The organism is Sphingopyxis sp. YR583 (genome assembly GCF_900108295.1).
In the GTDB taxonomy this organism is placed as follows: domain Bacteria; phylum Pseudomonadota; class Alphaproteobacteria; order Sphingomonadales; family Sphingomonadaceae; genus Sphingopyxis.
This window is the reverse complement of the sequence record NZ_FNWK01000001.1, coordinates 912,992-931,138: the sequence shown is the minus strand read 5'-3', so window position 1 is coordinate 931,138 and position 18,147 is coordinate 912,992. Positions and strand designations below refer to the sequence as shown.

Annotated in this window: 21 protein-coding genes; 14 read left to right on the top strand and 7 right to left on the bottom strand. The window is 64.0% G+C overall.

What is annotated here, in order from left to right; all coding sequences use genetic code 11:
• Nucleotide 1: 1 nt before the first annotated feature.
• On the bottom strand, nucleotides 2-916 hold the full coding sequence (locus BLW56_RS04270) for an SPFH domain-containing protein (RefSeq protein WP_093509386.1): 915 nt from the start codon (nucleotides 914-916) through the stop codon (nucleotides 2-4).
• 82 nt (nucleotides 917-998) lie between these two features.
• On the opposite strand from BLW56_RS04270, the gene BLW56_RS04265 reads away from it, so the two are divergent.
• Nucleotides 999-1,823: an HpcH/HpaI aldolase/citrate lyase family protein gene (locus BLW56_RS04265; RefSeq protein ID WP_093509385.1), complete on the top strand. Its 825-nt coding sequence runs from the start codon at nucleotides 999-1,001 to the stop codon at nucleotides 1,821-1,823.
• Nucleotides 1,824-1,888: 65 nt separating this feature from the next.
• The gene (locus tag BLW56_RS04260; RefSeq protein ID WP_256203295.1) at nucleotides 1,889-3,391 is read left to right on the top strand and encodes a M28 family peptidase; all 1,503 of its coding nucleotides are present in this window, start codon (nucleotides 1,889-1,891) and stop codon (nucleotides 3,389-3,391) included.
• A gap of 131 nt (nucleotides 3,392-3,522) precedes the next feature.
• Here the strand turns inward: BLW56_RS04260 and BLW56_RS04255 are convergent, their stop codons facing one another.
• On the bottom strand, nucleotides 3,523-4,896 hold the full coding sequence (locus BLW56_RS04255; RefSeq protein ID WP_093509383.1) for a class II 3-deoxy-7-phosphoheptulonate synthase: 1,374 nt from the start codon (nucleotides 4,894-4,896) through the stop codon (nucleotides 3,523-3,525).
• A 253-nt stretch (nucleotides 4,897-5,149) separates the two neighbouring features.
• Here BLW56_RS04255 and BLW56_RS04250 point away from each other — a divergent pair, with 253 nt between their 5' ends.
• Genes BLW56_RS04250 through BLW56_RS04235 form a run of 4 tightly spaced genes read left to right on the top strand, consistent with a single transcriptional unit; the run spans nucleotide 5,150 to nucleotide 8,228 of the window.
• Nucleotides 5,150-5,827 (top strand): cyclic nucleotide-binding domain-containing protein, encoded by a 678-nt coding sequence (locus BLW56_RS04250; RefSeq protein WP_093509382.1) that lies wholly within the window; start codon nucleotides 5,150-5,152, stop codon nucleotides 5,825-5,827.
• 54 nt (nucleotides 5,828-5,881) lie between these two features.
• The gene (locus BLW56_RS04245; protein WP_218140485.1) at nucleotides 5,882-6,232 is read left to right on the top strand and encodes an ArsC family reductase; all 351 of its coding nucleotides are present in this window, start codon (nucleotides 5,882-5,884) and stop codon (nucleotides 6,230-6,232) included.
• Nucleotides 6,229-7,302, top strand: a complete 1,074-nt coding sequence (locus BLW56_RS04240) for a glycerophosphodiester phosphodiesterase (RefSeq protein ID WP_093509380.1) — start codon at nucleotides 6,229-6,231, stop codon at nucleotides 7,300-7,302. Before BLW56_RS04245 ends, BLW56_RS04240 begins: the two co-directional genes overlap by 4 nt.
• Nucleotides 7,299-8,228 (top strand): aldo/keto reductase, encoded by a 930-nt coding sequence (locus tag BLW56_RS04235; RefSeq protein ID WP_093509379.1) that lies wholly within the window; start codon nucleotides 7,299-7,301, stop codon nucleotides 8,226-8,228. Before BLW56_RS04240 ends, BLW56_RS04235 begins: the two co-directional genes overlap by 4 nt.
• 59 nt (nucleotides 8,229-8,287) lie before the next feature.
• On the opposite strand, the gene BLW56_RS04230 is transcribed toward BLW56_RS04235, so the two are convergent.
• From BLW56_RS04230 to BLW56_RS04220, 3 genes are read right to left on the bottom strand one after another with little or no spacing between them, the layout of a single operon-like run.
• Nucleotides 8,288-8,509, bottom strand: a complete 222-nt coding sequence (locus tag BLW56_RS04230) for a helix-turn-helix transcriptional regulator (protein WP_093509378.1) — start codon at nucleotides 8,507-8,509, stop codon at nucleotides 8,288-8,290.
• Nucleotides 8,502-8,990 (bottom strand): hypothetical protein, encoded by a 489-nt coding sequence (locus BLW56_RS04225; protein ID WP_256203294.1) that lies wholly within the window; start codon nucleotides 8,988-8,990, stop codon nucleotides 8,502-8,504. The genes BLW56_RS04230 and BLW56_RS04225 overlap by 8 nt, the downstream gene beginning before the upstream one ends.
• A 3-nt stretch (nucleotides 8,991-8,993) precedes the next feature.
• On the bottom strand, nucleotides 8,994-9,374 hold the full coding sequence (locus BLW56_RS04220) for a hypothetical protein (protein ID WP_256203410.1): 381 nt from the start codon (nucleotides 9,372-9,374) through the stop codon (nucleotides 8,994-8,996).
• Between the two features lie 169 nt (nucleotides 9,375-9,543).
• Here BLW56_RS04220 and panB point away from each other — a divergent pair, with 169 nt between their 5' ends.
• The 6 genes from panB to BLW56_RS04190 all read left to right on the top strand — a co-directional run bounded on the left by panB (nucleotide 9,544) and on the right by BLW56_RS04190 (nucleotide 14,801).
• Complete coding sequence (gene panB / locus BLW56_RS04215; RefSeq protein WP_093509376.1) at nucleotides 9,544-10,407, top strand: 3-methyl-2-oxobutanoate hydroxymethyltransferase; 864 nt, start codon at nucleotides 9,544-9,546, stop codon at nucleotides 10,405-10,407.
• Nucleotides 10,408-10,507: 100 nt separating this feature from the next.
• Nucleotides 10,508-11,281, top strand: coding sequence for a tetratricopeptide repeat protein (locus BLW56_RS04210; protein ID WP_093509375.1), 774 nt, complete (start codon nucleotides 10,508-10,510; stop codon nucleotides 11,279-11,281).
• Nucleotide 11,282: 1 nt separating this feature from the next.
• Nucleotides 11,283-12,617 (top strand): outer membrane protein assembly factor BamB family protein, encoded by a 1,335-nt coding sequence (locus BLW56_RS04205; protein WP_093509374.1) that lies wholly within the window; start codon nucleotides 11,283-11,285, stop codon nucleotides 12,615-12,617.
• Nucleotides 12,618-12,663: 46 nt separating this feature from the next.
• Nucleotides 12,664-14,052 (top strand): ribosome biogenesis GTPase Der, encoded by a 1,389-nt coding sequence (gene der / locus BLW56_RS04200; RefSeq protein WP_093509373.1) that lies wholly within the window; start codon nucleotides 12,664-12,666, stop codon nucleotides 14,050-14,052.
• Nucleotides 14,049-14,279 (top strand): sulfurtransferase TusA family protein, encoded by a 231-nt coding sequence (locus BLW56_RS04195; RefSeq protein ID WP_256203293.1) that lies wholly within the window; start codon nucleotides 14,049-14,051, stop codon nucleotides 14,277-14,279. Before der ends, BLW56_RS04195 begins: the two co-directional genes overlap by 4 nt.
• A gap of 117 nt (nucleotides 14,280-14,396) precedes the next feature.
• Complete coding sequence (locus BLW56_RS04190) at nucleotides 14,397-14,801, top strand: Hpt domain-containing protein (RefSeq protein ID WP_177175808.1); 405 nt, start codon at nucleotides 14,397-14,399, stop codon at nucleotides 14,799-14,801.
• On the opposite strand, the gene BLW56_RS04185 is transcribed toward BLW56_RS04190, so the two are convergent.
• Nucleotides 14,798-16,045 (bottom strand): DUF418 domain-containing protein, encoded by a 1,248-nt coding sequence (locus tag BLW56_RS04185; protein ID WP_093509371.1) that lies wholly within the window; start codon nucleotides 16,043-16,045, stop codon nucleotides 14,798-14,800. The genes BLW56_RS04190 and BLW56_RS04185 overlap by 4 nt on opposite strands.
• A gap of 139 nt (nucleotides 16,046-16,184) precedes the next feature.
• On the opposite strand from BLW56_RS04185, the gene BLW56_RS04180 reads away from it, so the two are divergent.
• Both BLW56_RS04180 and BLW56_RS20325 read left to right on the top strand, forming a co-directional pair.
• A complete protein-coding gene (locus tag BLW56_RS04180) occupies nucleotides 16,185-16,964 on the top strand; it encodes a Coq4 family protein (protein ID WP_256203292.1) in 780 nt (259 codons plus the stop codon).
• Between the two features lie 215 nt (nucleotides 16,965-17,179).
• Nucleotides 17,180-17,395 carry a hypothetical protein gene (locus BLW56_RS20325; protein WP_143043367.1) on the top strand — a complete coding sequence of 72 codons (216 nt, stop codon included), beginning with the start codon at nucleotides 17,180-17,182 and terminating at the stop codon, nucleotides 17,393-17,395.
• Here the strand turns inward: BLW56_RS20325 and BLW56_RS04170 are convergent, their stop codons facing one another.
• On the bottom strand, nucleotides 17,396-18,130 hold the full coding sequence (locus tag BLW56_RS04170) for a DUF72 domain-containing protein (protein WP_093509368.1): 735 nt from the start codon (nucleotides 18,128-18,130) through the stop codon (nucleotides 17,396-17,398).
• Between the last annotated feature and the right edge of the window lie 17 nt (nucleotides 18,131-18,147).

Genomic DNA, 18,147 nt, shown 5'->3' with positions numbered 1-18,147 from the left:
GTCAGCCTCCCGTCTTCCGTTCCAGCGCGTCCTTGGCAAGTTCGCCGATGCCGCCGAGCGTGCCGATGAGCTGCGTCGCCTCGACGGGGAACAGGATCGTCTTGGCATTCGGGCTGGTCGCGAACTGGCTGACCGCTTCGACATATTTCTGCGCGATGAAGTAATTGATCGCCTGCGCATTGCCGCCGGCGATCGCGTCCGACACCATCTGCGTCGCCTTGGCTTCGGCCTCGGCCTCGCGCTCGCGCGCCTCGGCGTCGCGGAAGGCGGCTTCGCGGCGCCCTTCGGCCTGGAGGATCTGGCCCTGCTTCTCACCCTCGGCGCGCAGGATTTCCGATGCGCGCATGCCCTCGGCCTCGAGGATGTTGGCGCGCTTTTCGCGCTCGGCCTTCATCTGGCGCGCCATCGCGTTCGAAATGTCGGCGGGCGGGCGGATGTCCTTGATCTCGACGCGGGTGATCTTGACGCCCCACGGCGTCGTCGCATCGTCGACGACGTGCAGCAGGCGGGTGTTGATCTCGTCACGCTTCGACAGCGTCTCGTCGAGATCCATCGATCCCATCACGGTGCGCAGGTTCGTCGTCGTCAGGTTCATGATCGCGAGATAGAGGTCGCTGACTTCATAAGCGGCCTTTGCGGCGTCGAGCACCTGGAAAAAGACGACGCCGTCGACGGCGACCATCGCATTGTCCTTGGTGATGATTTCCTGACCCGGAATGTCGAGCACCTGTTCCATCATGTTCACCTTGCGACCGACACGGTCGAAGATCGGCATGATGAAATTGAGCCCCGGCTGCGCGGTGTGCGTAAAGCGACCGAAACGTTCGATCGTATAGGCATAGCCTTGCCGGACGGGCGTCAGCGCCCATAGCAGGAACACCAGCGCCAGAACCACCAGTGCAAGTGCGAATTCCATCGATCATCCCCTCTGCAAAATCGGCCTTTGCAAACCCGCTTCCTTATTGCGGCAATGGCAGGGTTGCGCCACAGAAAAGCGCATGACCCCAAGTGACTACTCCGCGGACCATCCGCCGCGCTCGCTGCTCTATGTCCCCGGTTCGAACGCGCGCGCGCTCGAAAAGGCCAGTGGGCTTGCCGCCGATATGCTGATCATCGACCTGGAGGATGCGGTGCCTGCGGACCGCAAGATCGAGGCGCGCGAGGCGATGCGCCGGGCGGTCGAAGCCGGATATCCGGGCAAGCGGGTCGCGGTGCGCGTCAACGCCACGGGGGCGTATGAGCAGGAGGCCGATATCGCGGCGCTCTATGGCCTCGCGCTCGACGCGGTCGTGCTGCCCAAGGTCGATGCGCCCTCCGATCTCGATCCGCTTCGCGGCATGGGCTTGCCGGTCTTTGCGATGATCGAGACGCCGGCGGCGATCTATGCCGCGCGCGATATTGCGGTCGACCCGGCCGTGACCGGATTGATCGCGGGGCTCAACGACCTTGCGCACGAGCTGAGGCTGCCCGACGGAATGGACCGCGGCGCGATGAGCCACGCGATCCAGGCGATCGTGCTGGCGGCGCGTGCCGGCGGGATATGGTGTTTCGACGGCGTCTATAATGCGATCGACGATGCCGCGGGTTTTGCGGCCGAGGCGGCCGAGGGGCGGCGGCTCGGTTTCGACGGCAAGACGCTGATCCATCCGTCACAGGTCGATCCCTGCAACGTGGCTTTTGCGCCCTCCGAACGCGAGATCGCGGCGGCCGAAGCACTGGTCGCGGCCGCGACGGGTGGGGCGCAGCGCCATGATGGCCGGATGATCGAGGATATGCATGTCGCGGCCGCAAAGGCGTTGCTGGAGCGCGCGGGGCGCGGCTGAGGCTGTCGTTCGTCTTTCGACGAACCGCCTTGTCGGGCTTCGGGAGAAATGCCATGCGGCGGGCCATGAAAACTGCCCGTTTCCACGCCGCCGTTGCGGCCATCGCCCTTGTCGCTTTCGCTCCCCCCGTTTCGGCCGCGCCCGCGAAGAGCGACGCCCCGGTTACCGAGGCGCAGCTTGCCGACCATATCAGGATATTGGCGAGCGACGCGTTCGAGGGGCGTGCGCCGGGGACCGAGGGCGAGGATCGCACGATCGCCTATATCGTCGGTGAATGGGCGAAGGCGGGGCTCGAAGCCGTCCCGGGGAGCGCGACGCCCTGGTTGCAGCCGGTGCCCTTCGTCGAAACGCAGGCGCTAGGCGGCACGGCGAAATTCAAGGTCAATGGTCGCGATTTCGCGCTGGCGGACGACGGGATCATCCTCAGCAGCCGCGATGCGTCGGCCTCGTTCGTCGACCTTCCGGCCGTTTTCGTCGGCTATGGCCTCGATGGTGCGGGCAAGGTCAATGCCGACGTCAAGGGCAAGCTTGCGATCATGCTGTTCGAGAATGCGCCTTTTGGCGACAAGCTGCCGCGTTATCGCGAACGGCGCCAGATGCTCGCCGATGCGGGTGCGTCTGCCGTTCTCGTCATCTCGAGCGATGCCGTGCCATGGACGGCGCTGCGTGAAAGCGCCGGTGTGAAATCGGTGCGGCTCGCGAGCGCCAAGCCGGGCGCGCCGGTCACTGGTTTCCTGTCGATGGAGGCGGCCGACGCGCTGCTCAAAAGGGCGGGGCAGGATAGCGGCGCGCTGAGCGAGGCCGCGAAATCTGCGGACTACAAGGGCGTGGCCCTGCCGGTGACTGCCGACCTCGCGGCAAAATCGACCACGCGTCCGTTCGCCAGCAACAATGTCATCGCGAAGCTTCCCGGCGCCAAGCCCGATGGCAAGGCGGTGCTGTTCCTCGGCCATTGGGATCATCTCGGCATCTGCGAGCCCGAAGGCGCCGCCGATCGCATCTGCAATGGCGCTGTCGACAATGCGAGCGGGATCGCGGTGCTGATCGAGGTTGCAAAGCGGCTCGGATCGGGCGCGCGTCCCGACCGCGACATCTATTTCATGGCGACGACGGCGGAAGAGAAAGGCCTGCTCGGCGCTCATTATTTCGCCGATCATCCGGTGGTGCCGCTGTCGGACATCACCGTCGCGCTCAATGTCGATACGGTCGCGATCTCGCCGCGCGGCACGCCGGTTGCGACGATCGGTCGCGGCAAGCCCGCCTATGACGCGGTGGTGCGCGAGGCGGCGACGAAGCTTGGCCGCAAGCTCGACGAGGATGGCGAGGCCGACGCCTTCATCCAGCGGCAGGACGGCTGGGCGCTCGGCGCCAAGGGCGTGACCTCGCTGATGGTCGGCGGCAGCTTTTCGGACATGGCTTTGCTCGAAGCCTTCCTCGGCAGCGACTATCACAGCGCGGCCGACAATTTCTCCGACAAGATTCCGCTTGGGGGCGCCGCAGAGGACGCCGACCTGCATGTCGCGTTGGGGCGGGCGTTCGCCGACACGACGCGGTGGCCGGGTAAGTAGTGATTTTCCGCTAGCGCGAAAACGGCACCGGCCCGCTCCCCCACCCGGCCTCCCACAGAATACACTGGAATGGGAGGCCGGGTGGGGGAGCGGGCCGGTGCCGCCTCGTTTCGGCTAGGCCGAAACGCGAATTACGCCGCCTGCTTGGCGCGGTCGGCCATTTCCTGATTGAGCATTTCGGCCAGCAGGAAGGCGAGTTCGAGGCTCTGCCCCGCGTTCAGGCGCGGGTCGCAATGCGTGTGGTAGCGGTCGGCGAGATCCATCTGGGTCACGTCCATCGCACCGCCGGTGCATTCGGTGACATTCTGGCCCGTCATCTCGATATGGATGCCGCCGCCATGCGTACCCTCGGCACGGTGTACAGCGAAGAAGCCGCGCACTTCGGCAAGGATGCGCTCGAACGGGCGCGTCTTGTAGCCATTCGGTGTCTTGATGACGTTGCCGTGCATCGGGTCGCACGACCAGACGACGGGATGGCCCGATTCCTTCACCGCGCGCACCAGCTTGGGCAGATGCGCCTCGATCTTGTCGTGGCCGTAACGCGTGATCAGCGTCATGCGCCCCGCGACATGGTTCGGGTTGAGTGTATCGAGCAGGCGCAGCAGCACGTCGGGCTCGAGGCTCGGGCCGCACTTCATGCCGACCGGATTGCCGATGCCGCGCAGATATTCGATGTGCGCCGACCCCTCGAAGCGGGTGCGATCGCCGACCCACAGCATATGGCCCGAGGTGTCGTACCAGAGGCCGGTCAGGCTGTCCTGCCGCGTCAGCGCCTGCTCATAGGGGAGCAGCAGCGCCTCGTGGCTGGTGTAGAAGCTGGTGCCCTTGATCTGCGGGACCGTTTCGGGGGTCACGCCGCATGCTTCCATGAAAGCCAATGCTTCGGAAATGCGCGCGGCGGTTTCCTGATACTTCTTGGCCCACGGGCTGCGGTCCATGAAGTCGTGCGTCCAGGCGTTGACCTGCTGCAGGTTCGCATAGCCGCCGTTCGCAAAGGCGCGCAGCAGGTTCAGCGTCGCCGCCGACTGGTTATACGCCTTGACCATGCGCTGCGGATCGGGCTCGCGGCCCGCTTCCTCGAACGCGATGTCGTTGATGATGTCGCCGCGATAGCTCGGCAATTCGACGCCGTTCACATCTTCCATGTCGGCCGAACGCGGCTTGGCGAACTGGCCTGCCATACGGCCGAGCTTCACCACGGGCATTTTCGACGCAAAGGTCAGCACGACCGCCATTTGGAGCAACACGCGGAAGGTGTCGCGGATATTGTTCGGATGAAACTCGGCAAAGCTTTCGGCGCAATCGCCGCCCTGCAGCAGGAACGCCTTGCCTTCGGCAACCTTGCCGAGTTCAGCGGTCAGGTCGCGTGCTTCGCCGGCAAATACCAGCGGCGGATAATTGCTGAGCTCGCGCTCGGCAGCGGCCAGCGCATCGGCGTCGCGATAGGTGGGAAGCTGGCGGGCCTCGTGCGAGCGCCAGCTATGCGGTTGCCAGTTTTTCGTCATATGCCTGTCTTTTCGCGTTCGAATCGAGCGCCACATGGCGCCTATGTCGCGCAGAAGCAATGTTTCCGGCACGAACAGCGCTGAAAATTAGCATTATCGTGACATTTGCGCACCTATGCTTTTCTTGGATGGCAAAAACGGTTAGTTTGTTACGCGCTTTGGATGCGGAGCGATCTGCGTCCAAGGCTTTTTGCGATCGGCAACGTCATACACCCGGTGACCCGAAGACGGGTCGGGATGCGAGCAACTAGCTATGGCGAATTTCGAATCCGCGTGGTTCGTATATGGGGTTCTGCTCTTGTTGCTCGCGACAAGCCTTGTCGTGCGAATCGAATATGCGCGCCTTGGCCTTGCCGCAGCCGCTCTGGTGGCGCTGCCGCTGACCCTGTTCCGGGGCCCCGACGTCGGTTACGGCCTGCTGGTACTCGCCATCCTCGCGATCAACCTCGGCATATTGGCCCGGCTGTGGTTCGGGGGAGCGAATGTCCGCTTCACGGCCGAGGAAGAAGAATTGCGCCGCCAGCATTTTCCGGGGCTCGGCGCGGCGGTCGCGCGCGACCTGATCGATCAGGGAAACTGGATATCGGCAAAGCGCGGCGAGGTGCTGATCCGCGAGAGTCAGGCGGCGCCCAGCCTCTTCTATCTGGCGGAGGGCAAGGCGGCTATCCTGCGTGACGGGGTCGAGATTGGGAAACTCTCGGACGGCGCATTGATCGGCGAAGCGACCGTGCTCGACGGATCGCATGCGACGGGAACGGTGCTCCTGAGCACCAACGCCCGCATGTGGTTCGTGCCGGCCGCGGCGCTGCGCGCTTATCTGGCGGCGAATCCGGGCATTGCGGGGTCGCTGCACGAAGGCTTTGCGCGCGCGCTGCGTGGCAAGCTGGCGAGCGCGAACACGCGTATCGCCGACCGGCCGTCGATTTCCTGAGTTCGCCCCTTCTCAGCCTCGAAACTGCAACCCGCCCCTGCTAGGCCTCTGTCCATGACTATGATTCTCTATGGTATTTCGAACTGCGACACGGTGAAAAAGGCGCGGCGCTGGCTCGACGAGCAAGGCGTGGCCTATCGCTTTCACGATGTGCGCAAGGATGGGCTCGACGCGGCGCGGCTGCAGGGCTGGATCGACGCGCTCGGTTGGGAAAAATTGCTCAACAAGGCCGGTACGACCTTCCGCAAACTGCCTGACGCGCAAAAGGACGGCCTCGACGCCGCATCCGCAAAGGCTTTGATGCTCGATCAGCCCGCGATGATCCGCCGACCGGTTGTCGAAACGGCGGGTGATGTCAGCGTCGGTTTCTCGGCCGACGAATGGAAGGCACGTTTTGCAGCATGACCCGGTCGTTTTTGGCCTTGCTGGCCGTGTTGTTCTCCTCGGGCTGCTCGGCTGACGTCGTGACCGCGCAGCCGACCCTCGACGGCCAGCCGCCGATTGTAATCGCGCACCGCGGGGCGTCGGGCGAACGCCCCGAACACACGCTGGCGAGCTACCGGCTCGCGATCGATCTCGGTGCCGACTATATCGAGCCCGACCTGGTGCTGACCAAGGACGGCGTGCTCGTCGCCCGGCACGAGAACGAGATTTCGGAAACCACCGACGTCGCTGCGCATCCCGAATTCGCGGGCCGCAAGGCGACGAAGACGATCGACGGACAGCAGGTCATGGGCTGGTTCACCGAAGATTTCACGCTGGCCGAACTCAAGACGCTGCGCGCGCGCGAGCGGCTGCCGAAACTGCGCAGCACCGAATATGACGGCCAGTTCGAAATCCCGACGTTCGAGGAGATCCTGACCCTGCTCGCCGAGGTGAACAAGGGACGAGATAAACCCGTCGGCGTCTATCCCGAAACCAAGCACCCGAGTTATTTCGTGGCGATCGGCCTGCCGCACGAGGCGCCGTTGCTCGCGATGCTCGATCGTTTCGGCTATCGCGGCCGGACCGCGCCCGTGTTCATCCAGAGTTTCGAGGTCGGCAATCTGATGGACCTGCGCGCCAGGAGCGAGTTGCCGCTGATCCAGTTGATGGATGCCGAAGGTGGTCCCGCCGATCGGCCGGGTACCAGCTATGCCGCCATGACGTCACCGGCGGGGCTGAAAATGATCGCGGGCTATGCCGACGGTATCGGTCCTGCAAAGGCTCTGGTCATTCCGCGCGGAGCGCTCGGCCGGCTCGGAAATCCGACCGATCTCGTGCGCGATGCGCATGCGGCGAAACTGAAAGTCCACCCGTGGACGTTCCGCCGCGAAAATTACTTCCTGCCGCTCGGCGACAAGGGCGGGGTCAATCCCGCAGGGCATGGCGACCTTGCGGGCGAGATCGCTGCCTATCTTGCGACCGGAATCGATGGCCTGTTCAGCGACAATCCGCGCGAGGCGGTTGCCACGGTGAAGGGAAGCGGAGAATGAGCGAAAAGCCATTGGGCCAGAGCGGCCTGTCGATCCGGCCGTTCGTGCTGGGCGGCAATGTCTTCGGCATGACGGCCGGGCGCGATGCCAGCTTTGCCGTCCTCGACCGCTTCGTCGAGCTTGGCGGCGGGATGATCGATACCGCCGACGTCTATTCGGCGTGGGTTCCGGGCCATAAGGGCGGCGAATCCGAGAGCATGATGGGCGCCTGGCTGAAGCATAGCGGCGCGCGGGACAATGTATTGATCGCGACCAAGGTCGGCATGATGCCCGGCGGCCTGAAACCCGATCGCATCCGCGAGGCGGTGCAGGGGTCGCTCGATCGCCTGGGCGTCGACACGATCGACCTGTATTTCGCGCACAAGGACGATCCCGACGTGCCACTGGACGAGGCGCTCGGCGCCTTTGCCGAACTGGTCGATGCGGGCATCGTGCGGGCGATCGGCGCGTCGAACTATTCGGCAGAACGCCTCGCCGAGGCGCTGCGCGTGGCGGACGAAAATGGCCTGCCGCGCTTCACCGCGATGCAGCCCGAACTCAACCTGCTCGATCGCGCGCAATATGAAGGCGCATTGCAAAAATTGTGCATCGACGAAGGGCTGGGGGTCGTCACCTATTTCAGCCTCGCCTCGGGCTATCTGTCGGGCAAATATCGCGGTGCCGACGATCTAGGGAAAAGCCCGCGCGGTGCGCGCGTCAAACCCTATCTCGAAGGGAAGGGACCGGCGGTGCTGGCGGCGATGGACCGCATCGCCGCCGAGACGGGCGCCACCCTGTCGCAGATCGCCCTCGCATGGGTCGCCGCACAGCCCGGGGTCACCGCGCCGATCGCCAGCGCGACATCGACCGCGCAACTCGACGAGTTGATGGGCAGTCTCGACCTCCGTCTCGACGACGGGCAGCTTGAAGCACTCGGCGCAACCTAAGACCCGGGCCGACACCACCGGGGAGGGGCATCGGCCCGGGCCCGCGCGGCCGCGCTGTCTCAATCGCCCGTTTTATCCCACTGGAACACAGTCTCGAGCGGCTTGCCGAAGACGTGGGCGATCCGGAATGCGACCTCCAGCGATGGGGAATATTTGCCCTGCTCGATCGCCGCGATCGTCTGGCGCGTGACGCCGACACGGTCGCCGAGATCGCCCTGCGTCATTTCGCCGGCAAGAAAGCGCAGGGTGCGGATGTCGTTGGTGAAAGGGGGCTTAGCCATGCCAGCCCCTTCGGTAGCTGAGGAGCACCACGACGCTGTTCACCAGTTCGGCAGCGACGATCGCGAACAGGCCGCAATTCGCCAGCCGCACTCCGCCTTCGACAAAGGGCATGTAGACGCCGACGACCATCATTCCCACCAGCAGCACATAATAGCCGGCGGTCGCCCCGCGCCGGCGGATCGCGCGGTCGCGCTCGTCGGCACGCACGCGCTCCGATTTCGGCGCCTGCGCCGACAGGATGACGGTGCCGACGATGACGGTGGTGGCGTGCGCCACGGCGATCGATCCGAAGAGCCACAGCATCGGAAACACCTCGCGCCCGGCGGGATGTCCGGAGAGAAGAAGCCCGAAATAGAGGGTGTAGACGGCGACCATCGCGATGACGTTCAGCCATGCGGTCTTTTCGCGGAAGTTCATCGACGAGTCTCCGGTGTCGGGGTCGGCAAGTTGCCGGGCGGATTCGAGGATCGCGGGCGACATGGCTCAACAGCCCCGGCGATAAAGATAAAGCTGCGTCCCGATCCGTACCGCCTCCGCCACGACCAGCGTGGCGATCATCAGGTTGAGCTGCGCGGCCTGCCCGATCCCCCAGAAGATCAGGAAGATGTTGATCCAGATGCCGACGACAAGCGGATAATAGCCGAAATATGTGCCGCGCATATCGAAGCTGCGGTCGCGTTCATCCGCGCGGGCTTCGGTATCGCGCGGGCTGCGGATTGCCAGCAAGGCTGTTGCGATGGTCATCGCGATGATGATGGCGATGGTCACGGGCACCAGCATGCCGGCGGTCGTCATGACGCCCGCAGGGCTGTCCACGATCTGCCACGGATAAACGAGGAAATACCAACCGAAGGCCAGAATCATCGTCACCAGCGTGACCCAGTGAATTTTCTCCCGAAACGACATTCGCAAGGCTCTGTGTCATGTGATTCGAACCTTATGTATAATATTTTTAACATTGAGTCAATATTTCATTACATCGCCGACCTTTGTCGCTTTCGCGCCCGCGCTTTAGCCGCTAAGCCCCCGCGCCATGTCCACACTCCCCAAAACGCTCACCCTCGACACCTCGACAAGCCGCGCCAATCCGACGCCGCAGCCGATGAAGCGCCTGACGGTGCCGCGTATTCGCCAGCGCAAGGGCGGCGAGCCGCTTGTGATGCTCACGGCCTATACCGTCCGCATGGCGCAGCTGCTCGACCCGCATTGCGACATGCTGCTCGTCGGCGATTCGCTTGCGCAGGTGATTTACGGCCTGCCGCACACCGTCGGCGTGACGATGGAGATGATGGCGCTGCACGGTGCCGCGGTGGTGCGCGGCAGCTATCATGCCGCGGTGATCGTCGACATGCCCTTCGGCAGCTATGAGGCCAGCCCGCAGCAGGCGTTCGACAATGCCGCGCGGCTGCTCAAGGAAACCGGCGCCGCCGCCGTGAAGGTCGAGGGCGGCAAGGTGCTCGCGCCGACGATCGAGTTCCTGACCCAGCGCGGCATTCCGGTGATGGGCCATGTCGGGCTGACCCCGCAGGCGGTCAATATTCTCGGCGGCTATGGCGTGCGCGGCAAGAGCGAAGAGGAAGCACGCTCGATCGTCGAAGATGCGGTTGCCGTTGCGCAAGCCGGCGCCTTTTCGATCGTCATCGAGGGCGTGCTCGAATCGATCGCGATCGAGATCACGGACAAGGTCGATTGCCCGACGATCGGCATCGGTGCTTCGGCGCAGTGCGACGGGCAAGTGCTCGTCACCGACGATATGCTCGGCATGTTCGAACGCGTCCCCAAATTCGTGAAGCGCTATCAGGACATGGCAAGTGTCGTGAACGGCGCGGTCAAGGACTATGCCGACGAAGTCAGGTCCCGTTCATTCCCGACCGAGGATCAGACCTACGCCGGTTGACGGCACGGCGATCATGCAAAGTGAAACGCTTGGCGTTTTTCGGCGCCGTCGCTAAGAAGCGGCGGGCCCTGGCGCCGATATCGAGTATATGGAGGTTTGAGTGGCCCTGAGCCCGACGAATGATGCCGCGCTGTTGCAGGAAGTCGACGAGGCCGTCCGCAAGGACCGGCTCGATACGATCATGCAGCGTTATGGCCGCTGGATCATCGGTGGTGTTCTGGCCGCATTGCTGGCGTTTGGCGGTTATCTCTTCTGGAGCCACCGGCAGGATGCCGCGCGTGGCGAGCAGGCCGAAGAACTGATCGCGGCGTTCGAAAAGCTCGGTGCCAACCAGCCGCGCGCTGCGACGGCCGAACTGGAAAAGCTCGTGGCCGAAGGCGACCCCGCCTATCGCGCCGTTGCGCAGATGCAGGAAGCGAACATCAAGGCGCAGACCGGCGACCTGAAGGCCGCCGCCGCACTGATGGCGAAGGTCGCCGCCGACACCAAGCTCGACCAGGCGCTGCGCGACCTCGCGCTGATCCGCCAGACGGCGTTCGAATATGACACGCTGAAGCCCGAAGTGGTGATCTCGCGGATGAAGCCGATGGTCGACGCGAAGGATCCGGCGTCGAGCTGGTTCGCGAGCGCCGCCGAACTCTCTGCGACCGCGCATTATCAGCTGGGCCAGTTCGATCAGGCCGGCGCGCTTTATGGACGCATCGCGAAATTGCCCAACGTCACCAAGTCGCTGCAGTCGCGCTCGGTGCAGATGGCGGGCATGCTCGGCGTCGATGCGGTCGCCGACCGGGCCGACGAAAGCGCCGAAAAGGACCAGAAAGGCAATGCTGCGCCAAAGGCAGCGGCAGCCGAAAAGACTGAGGAAGCCAAATAATATGCGGAAAACGCGTTACGGAATTTATGCGGCGCTGCTGGCGCTGCCGCTCACGGCATGTGGGGTGCTGAAGGGCGACGGCGGACCGAAAACCCCGACCGTCGGCGACCGCGTGTCGATCCTGTCGAACGACAACAGCGTCAAGGTCGATCCGGCCACTGCGGCGATCGCGGTCGTGCTGCCCGAACCCGCCGTCAACGCCAATTGGGCGCAGTCGGGCGGCAATGCGTCGAAGTCGATGGGCCATCCCGCCCTCGCCGCGACGCGTAGCCGGTTGTGGGAAGTCAGCGTCGCCGGAGGCACCAACAAGCAGCGCCTCGCCGCGTCGCCGGTCGTGGCCGACAACCGTCTGTTCGTGGTCGACACCGACGCGGTCGTCACCGCCTTTGCCGCCGATACCGGCGCAAAGCTGTGGAGCGCGGCGATCGGCAGCACCGGTAAGGATTTCAAGGCGTCGCTGTTCGGCGGCGGTGCCGGTGTCGACGGCAATGTCGTTTATGCGACGAGCGGCGTCGGCGACGTCGCGGCGCTGAATGTCGCCGACGGGTCGGTGATCTGGAAAGTGAAGCCCTCGGGCCCGCTGCGCGGCGCACCGACGATTGCCTTTGGCGGCGTCTATGTGATCAGCCAGGACAATCAGATTTTTGCGCTCAACGCCGCCGATGGCGCGGTGCAGTGGCAAGCGACCGCGTCGATGGAGGCGGGCAGCGTGTTCGGCGCCGCTTCGCCGGCAGCGGGGCAGGGGACGATCGTCGCCGGCTTCTCGTCGGGCGAGGTACAGGCGTACCGCTATGAAAACGGCCGTGACCTGTGGGAAGATGCGTTGGCGCGCACCTCGATGGCGCTGTCGGTCTCGACGCTCACCGACGTCGATGCCGATCCGGTCGTCGACCGGGGCCGCGTCTTTGCGCTCGGGCAGGGCGGACGCATGGCGAGCTATGAACTCGTTACCGGCCAGCGCAGCTGGGAAATCTCGATCGCGGGCATCTCCACGCCCTATGTCGTTGGTGAGTGGGTCTATGCGATGACCGACGACGGCAAGCTGCTGTGCGTCGCGCGCACCAGCGGCAAGGTCCGCTGGATGCAGCAGCTCGCACGTTTCCGCGTCGAAACCGAAAAGAAGAAGAAGGATCCGATCCGCTGGACCGGGCCGATTCTTGCGGGCGGCCGTCTGATCGCGGTGAACAGCGAAGGGACGCTGTCCGAATTCTCGCCGACCGACGGATCGTTGCTGGGGTCGACCGAGTTCAAATCGTCGCTGTCGCAGCCCCCGGTGGTTGCGAACAATATTTTGTATGTCCTCGCGGACGACGGCAAGCTCACGGCCTGGCGCTGATACAGCGTTCGGGCCGGGGTGGCCCGGATAGGATAGGAACCAAGCCATGTCGCGATTCGCGACGATTGCCATTGTCGGCCGCCCCAATGTCGGCAAATCGACGCTGTTCAACCGGCTGGTCGGCAAGCGCCTTGCGCTTGTCGACGACCAGCCCGGGGTGACGCGCGACCGGCGCGAGGGCGACGGCGAACTGCTCGGCCTGAAATTCACGATCGTCGATACCGCGGGTTTCGAGGATTATGACGCGGCGACGCTGCCGGGCCGCATGCGCGTGCAGACCGAAAAGGCGGTGCGCGAGGCCGATGCCGCGCTGTTCATGATCGACGGGCGCGCGGGCGTAACCCCGCTCGACGAGGAAATCGCGCGCTGGCTGCGCAGCGAGGACACGCCGATCATTCTCCTCGTAAACAAGGCCGAGGGGAAACAGGGCGAAAATGGCCTGATGGAGAGCTATTCGCTCGGCTTCGACAATCCGATCGCACTCAGCGCCGAGCATGGCGAGGGCGTCGTCGACCTGTTCGACGCGCTGCGCCCGATCGTCGAGGCTTATGACGCCGCCGAAGCCGAAGCGTTCCCGCCGTCCGTCGAAGGCGAAGAGGATGAGGATGCGCCGCTCGGCCCGATGAAGCTCGCGATCGTCGGCCGCCCCAATGCGGGCAAGTCGACCCTGATCAACCGCATGATCGGCGAGGATCGGCTGATTACCGGACCGGAGGCGGGGATCACGCGCGACTCGATCCGCGTCGACTGGCAATGGGAAAAGGACGGCGAGGTCCACGAGATCCAGCTGTTCGACACCGCGGGCATGCGCAAGCGCGCCAAGGTCGTCGACAAGCTCGAAAAGCTCTCGGTCGCCGACGCGCTCCACGCGGTCGATTTTGCCGAGGTCGTGGTGCTGCTGCTCGATGCGACCAAGGGGCTGGAGGCGCAGGATCTGCGTATCGCCGACAAGGTATTGCAGGAAGGGCGCGCGCTGATCGTTGCGCTCAACAAATGGGATATCGCTGAAGATCCCTCGGCGCTGTTCAACGGCGTTCGTACCGCGCTCGACGACGGGCTCAGCCAGGTGAAGGGCGTGCCCGTGCTCAGCATCTCGGGCGCGACGGGCAAAGGCATCGACACGCTGGTTAAGGTCGCGTTCGAACAGCGCGAAATCTGGACCAACCGTGTTTCGACCGCGCGGCTCAACCGTTGGTTCGAAGGCGCGGTCGACAATAATCCGCCCCCGGCGCCGGGCGGCAAGCGCATCAAGCTGCGGTACATCACACAGGCACGCACCCGCCCGCCGACGTTCGTCGTCTTCGGATCGCGCACCGACAGTCTGCCGGGAAGCTATGAACGCTATCTGGTCAATGGCATGCGCAAGGAACTGGGGTTCCAGGGTGTGCCGGTGCGCCTCAATTTCCGCAATTCGCGCAATCCCTACGACGAGTGACCGGGCCTGACGCATTGGGGCCGCTTGTCGTCGACGCGCGCGGTATGCGCTGTCCCTGGCCCGCACTCCGGCTCGCGCGCGCGCTGCGCGAAGCGTCCGACGTGCTGCTGCTCGCCGACGATGCCCAGGCGGGGCGCGAGGTCGCGGCGCTGGCGGATGAGCATGGCTGGTCGGTCGAGGATACCGTGGCGGCTTCCGGCGAGGCAGGCTGGCGCGTCCGGCGCTGATCCAAAATGGGGCGCCTTGCGCATCAAGTATCGTGACGCCGTAACGTCTTTTTTACCGAAGTTGGGGCATGGATCGACCGGGACCACGGCCGAATTTGAACACCAAGGGACGGAACATTGGACGAAATCCTGGTCGATTGGGATGAGTTTCGCGCGACGCGCACCCAGTTGGGCGCGGCGTTTGTACGGATTCTCGGCTATTTTCGCGAGGACGGGACCAAATCGGTTGCCGCGATCGAAGAGGCGATGCGCGCGCGAGACGCTCGCGGCCTCGTCATGCCCGCGCACACGCTGAAAAGCGAAGCGCGCCAGTTCGGCGGCGAAAGGCTCGGCGCGCTGGCCGAGGATATAGAGGTTTTTGCGCGACACTGCGTCGAAAGCCAGATCAGCCCCGAAGAATATCTGCCCCGCGTTGTCGAGCTTCGTTCGCTGTTCGAGGAAACGCTGGGTGCGCTGGAGCGCGAGGCAAATCCGCTCGTCCAGCGGCGTCCGTCCGGTTTCGACCGCGCGGTCGGCTATTAGGCGCCGGACAGCTTCCGCATAGGTTGAAGCCGCCAGCGAGACAGGCTGCGCCAGATCCATTCGAGGGGGCCGTAATTGAAGCGGTCGAGCCAGGGCTTTGACCAGAGAAGCATGGCGGCCCACATAGCAAAGCAGAAAAGATAGAGCGCGGTGCGGCCGACGCTCCCGTAGAGGCCAAGGCCATAGCCGTAGAAGATCGTCGTCATGACGATCGACGTCACGAGATAATTGGTGAACGCCATGCGTCCAGTCGCGGCGAGGCGAGCCCGCACGCGGTCGCTCGCCGCGGTCTTGATCAACAGCATGATTAGCGCCGCCCAGCCGATCGTCATCGCGATATCGAAGGGCGCCGACAGCGACAGCGACGCGCCGAACGTCGAGACCGCGCCGAAGCCGTCGGCATATTGATACCATGCAAGGCCGACGAGCGGAGGAATCCCGATCAGGAAGCCGGTCAGCGCCCATTTGCGATAGCGCGCCGCTTCCCATTCGCCGGTCAGCATCCGCGATTTGAACAGCGCCATTCCGATCAGCATCAGCCCCATCGTTTCCCACAGGAACATCAGCGCCGAGACGAGCGGTTCGCTGAGCCGTTCGCCCAATTTCTCGGCGACGATGCTGCCATAGCTTCCAAGGTGAAGCGTGATTTCCTTCGCATAGCTCGCGGCATTCGGACCCATGTCGGCGTTGAGTTGTACAAGGTCGCTGCGGATCTGCGCCGCGCCTTCAGCGGGGAGTCTTCCCGCCTCGGCCAGTGAAAACATGAGCCAGCCCATTCCGAGGAAGCCGATGCCTGTCACGAGGAAGACGACCGCCCAGACGACGAGCGCGCGGATCGACAGGTTGCGGAATGCAAAGAGCAGGAGGCCGCATATCGCATAGAGAAAGAGGATGTCGCCGAACCAGATGAAATAGAAATGGATGAGGCCGAAAATGGCGAGCCAGAACATGCGCGAATAATGGGCGCCGGCGGCGCTCCGTCCGCTTGCCGCGGCGCTCTGGATCACGAGCAGGGTGCTCGCGCCGAATAGCATCGAGAACAGGCCGCGCATCTTTGAATCGACGAAGACGAACGTGAAAAACCAGGTCGCGAGATCGATGTTTCCGATCGGACCGCCCGCCATGGGGTTGGTATAGGCCGAAAAGGGCAGGGCGAACGCGATGATGTTCATCGCCAATATGCCCATGACCGCGACGCCGCGGATCGCGTCGAGACTTTCGTATCGCGCCGGTGCCATGTTCATCCCCGTTCCCCTGATGGTCGAGAGGACGGGGTATAGCGGAGGACGAAAAGCGTCGAGGAGTTTCGGCGTCAACGAGTTATTGACATCTGTGTCAGTAATGCTATCTCCGCCACATCACCTGATTCGAACGAGAACAGCCATGACCCCGACCATCTTCTCCCACCCCGACCGTCAGATGCCGAAGTTCCGCCCGTTCAAGGCGTTCCAGCACTTCCGCAAGCTCATCAAGGATAAGGAAGACACCGAACAGGTCTTCCACATCTTCGAGAATCTGCCGCGCAAGGGTTTCATGGACGATGCGCGCGCCTTTGTGGAAAGCGATTTCGGCAAGAAGCTGATGGAACGCGAACCCTATCTGCCCGACCTGCTCGACGATCATAGCTGGATCGATGCGCTGCCCGAGGGCACCGTCGGCCACGCCTATGTCACCTTCATGCGCCGCGAAGGCCTGTCGGCTGCCGGTCTCGTCGCCGAAAGCGACAAGATGGGCCGTCCGCAATATGACGATCAGGTGCAATGGTATTCGAACCGCCTGCGCGATACGCACGACCTGTTCCATATCCTGACCGGCTATGGCCGCGACGCCCTTGGCGAACAATGTGTGCTTGGCTTCACCTATGGCCAGACCGGCAATTACGGCAATGCGTTCATCGCCTATGCCGGTGGTTATGAAGTGAAGCGCAGCATCAAGAGCAATGCGCCCGTGATGGGCGCGATCCGTCAGGGCCAGCGCCATGGCAAGGCGTCGAAGGCGATCATCGAGCAGGACATCCGTTCGCTGCTCGCCGAACCGCTCGAAGCCGCGCGAGCCCGCCTCGGCATCGGCGAGCCGACGCTCTATCAGGAAGCGCACCGCGCCTACCGCAACCGCGGCATCGATCCGTATAATTTCCTCGCGGCGGAAGTCGCGGCGGCCTGACAGTCTGACAGCTCCTGCCTTGCGACCCGGCGGCACCTTGCTATCATGCCGCCGGGTCGCGTCGTCAGGGGTTTTCCATGATTTTGACGCCGTTGGTCGTAGCGCTTGCCTCATCAAGCCCGGTCATGGCCTGTGTCTATAGTCCGACCAACGGGACTGTCCGACATTCGCCTTATCCTTCGCCCGCGTTCGAAGCTGCCGGCGTTCGATGGTTTGTGAAGAATGAGGCGATCAGCTTTGCGGGCGGCACCTACACAAAATATGGCCTTCCGCGGCAGTTGGCGCCGTCCGATATCGAGGCGGCAAGCCAGAGCGGCAATGTCCCGCTGTTCGTCGAGGCCGGCAATCAAGCCGATCAACCCGAGATCGTCTATATCATGGTGCGGTCTGCGGACTGCAGTTTCCAGCCCTACGCGCGGCAGCAGCGATAGCTACAGCCGCGCGATCAATGCCTGCGCAGCGGCGGGGTTGCGGACCTTGGCGCCCGAGATGAAGAACAGGAAGACATCGCGGTCGCCCTCGGCCCAAGCTTTGGCTTGCTGTGCCCATTTGTCGAGCGCCTTGGCGTCATAGCCGGTTTCGATATCCTCTTGGCTGCGCTGGAGCCGCGCATAGGTGAAGTCGGCGGTCTGCTCATCGATGCACGGAAATTCGTCGCTGTCGGCATAGACCACCGCCATGTTCCGCTCGCGCAGCATGGCGGTGAAGGCCGGATCGCGGAAGCTTTCGTCGCGGACCTCGATCGCGTGGCGGAGCGGCAAGCCGTCCTGGCTGTCGGGCAGCAGGTCGAGGAAGCCTACGAAATCGTCGCGATCGAACTTCTTCGTCGCCATGAATTGCCAGTGGATCGGACCGAGCCGGTCGCCGAGCCGCGTCAGCCCCTGCGTCAGGAATTTCTCGACCGAGCCCGCGCCCTCGGCCAGTATCTTGCGGTTGGTGGTGAAACGTGACGCCTTGACGCTGAACTGGAAGCCGTCGGGAACCGAGGCGGCCCAATTGGCGAAGGTCTCGGGCTTCTGGCTGCCATAATAGGTGCCGTTGATCTCGATGCCGGTCAGATGCTGGCCGGCATATTCGAGCTCGCGCTTCTGCGCGAGGCCGGCGGGGTAGAAGGGGCCGCGCCACGGTTCGAAGGTCCAGCCCCCGACTCCGACATGGATGCTCATCGGCCCCTCTCTTTCAG

What these genes read in the sequence shown, in the direction of transcription:
- panB (WP_093509376.1), top strand. Translation starts at nt 9,544, where the DNA reads ATGTCCACACTCCCCAAAACGCTCACCCTCGACACCTCGACAAGCCGC.
- der (WP_093509373.1), top strand. Translation starts at nt 12,664, where the DNA reads ATGTCGCGATTCGCGACGATTGCCATTGTCGGCCGCCCCAATGTCGGC.
- BLW56_RS04180 (WP_256203292.1), top strand. Translation starts at nt 16,185, where the DNA reads ATGACCCCGACCATCTTCTCCCACCCCGACCGTCAGATGCCGAAGTTC.
- BLW56_RS04205 (WP_093509374.1), top strand. Translation starts at nt 11,283, where the DNA reads ATGCGGAAAACGCGTTACGGAATTTATGCGGCGCTGCTGGCGCTGCCG.
- BLW56_RS04240 (WP_093509380.1), top strand. Translation starts at nt 6,229, where the DNA reads ATGACCCGGTCGTTTTTGGCCTTGCTGGCCGTGTTGTTCTCCTCGGGC.
- BLW56_RS04265 (WP_093509385.1), top strand. Translation starts at nt 999, where the DNA reads ATGACCCCAAGTGACTACTCCGCGGACCATCCGCCGCGCTCGCTGCTC.
- BLW56_RS04235 (WP_093509379.1), top strand. Translation starts at nt 7,299, where the DNA reads ATGAGCGAAAAGCCATTGGGCCAGAGCGGCCTGTCGATCCGGCCGTTC.
- BLW56_RS04255 (WP_093509383.1), bottom strand. Translation starts at nt 4,896, where the DNA reads ATGACGAAAAACTGGCAACCGCATAGCTGGCGCTCGCACGAGGCCCGC.
- BLW56_RS04245 (WP_218140485.1), top strand. Translation starts at nt 5,882, where the DNA reads ATGACTATGATTCTCTATGGTATTTCGAACTGCGACACGGTGAAAAAG.
- BLW56_RS04260 (WP_256203295.1), top strand. Translation starts at nt 1,889, where the DNA reads ATGAAAACTGCCCGTTTCCACGCCGCCGTTGCGGCCATCGCCCTTGTC.
- BLW56_RS04225 (WP_256203294.1), bottom strand. Translation starts at nt 8,990, where the DNA reads ATGTCGCCCGCGATCCTCGAATCCGCCCGGCAACTTGCCGACCCCGAC.
- BLW56_RS04185 (WP_093509371.1), bottom strand. Translation starts at nt 16,045, where the DNA reads ATGAACATGGCACCGGCGCGATACGAAAGTCTCGACGCGATCCGCGGC.
- BLW56_RS04270 (WP_093509386.1), bottom strand. Translation starts at nt 916, where the DNA reads ATGGAATTCGCACTTGCACTGGTGGTTCTGGCGCTGGTGTTCCTGCTA.
- BLW56_RS04230 (WP_093509378.1), bottom strand. Translation starts at nt 8,509, where the DNA reads ATGGCTAAGCCCCCTTTCACCAACGACATCCGCACCCTGCGCTTTCTT.
- BLW56_RS04220 (WP_256203410.1), bottom strand. Translation starts at nt 9,374, where the DNA reads ATGATTCTGGCCTTCGGTTGGTATTTCCTCGTTTATCCGTGGCAGATC.
- BLW56_RS04170 (WP_093509368.1), bottom strand. Translation starts at nt 18,130, where the DNA reads ATGAGCATCCATGTCGGAGTCGGGGGCTGGACCTTCGAACCGTGGCGC.
- BLW56_RS04250 (WP_093509382.1), top strand. Translation starts at nt 5,150, where the DNA reads ATGGCGAATTTCGAATCCGCGTGGTTCGTATATGGGGTTCTGCTCTTG.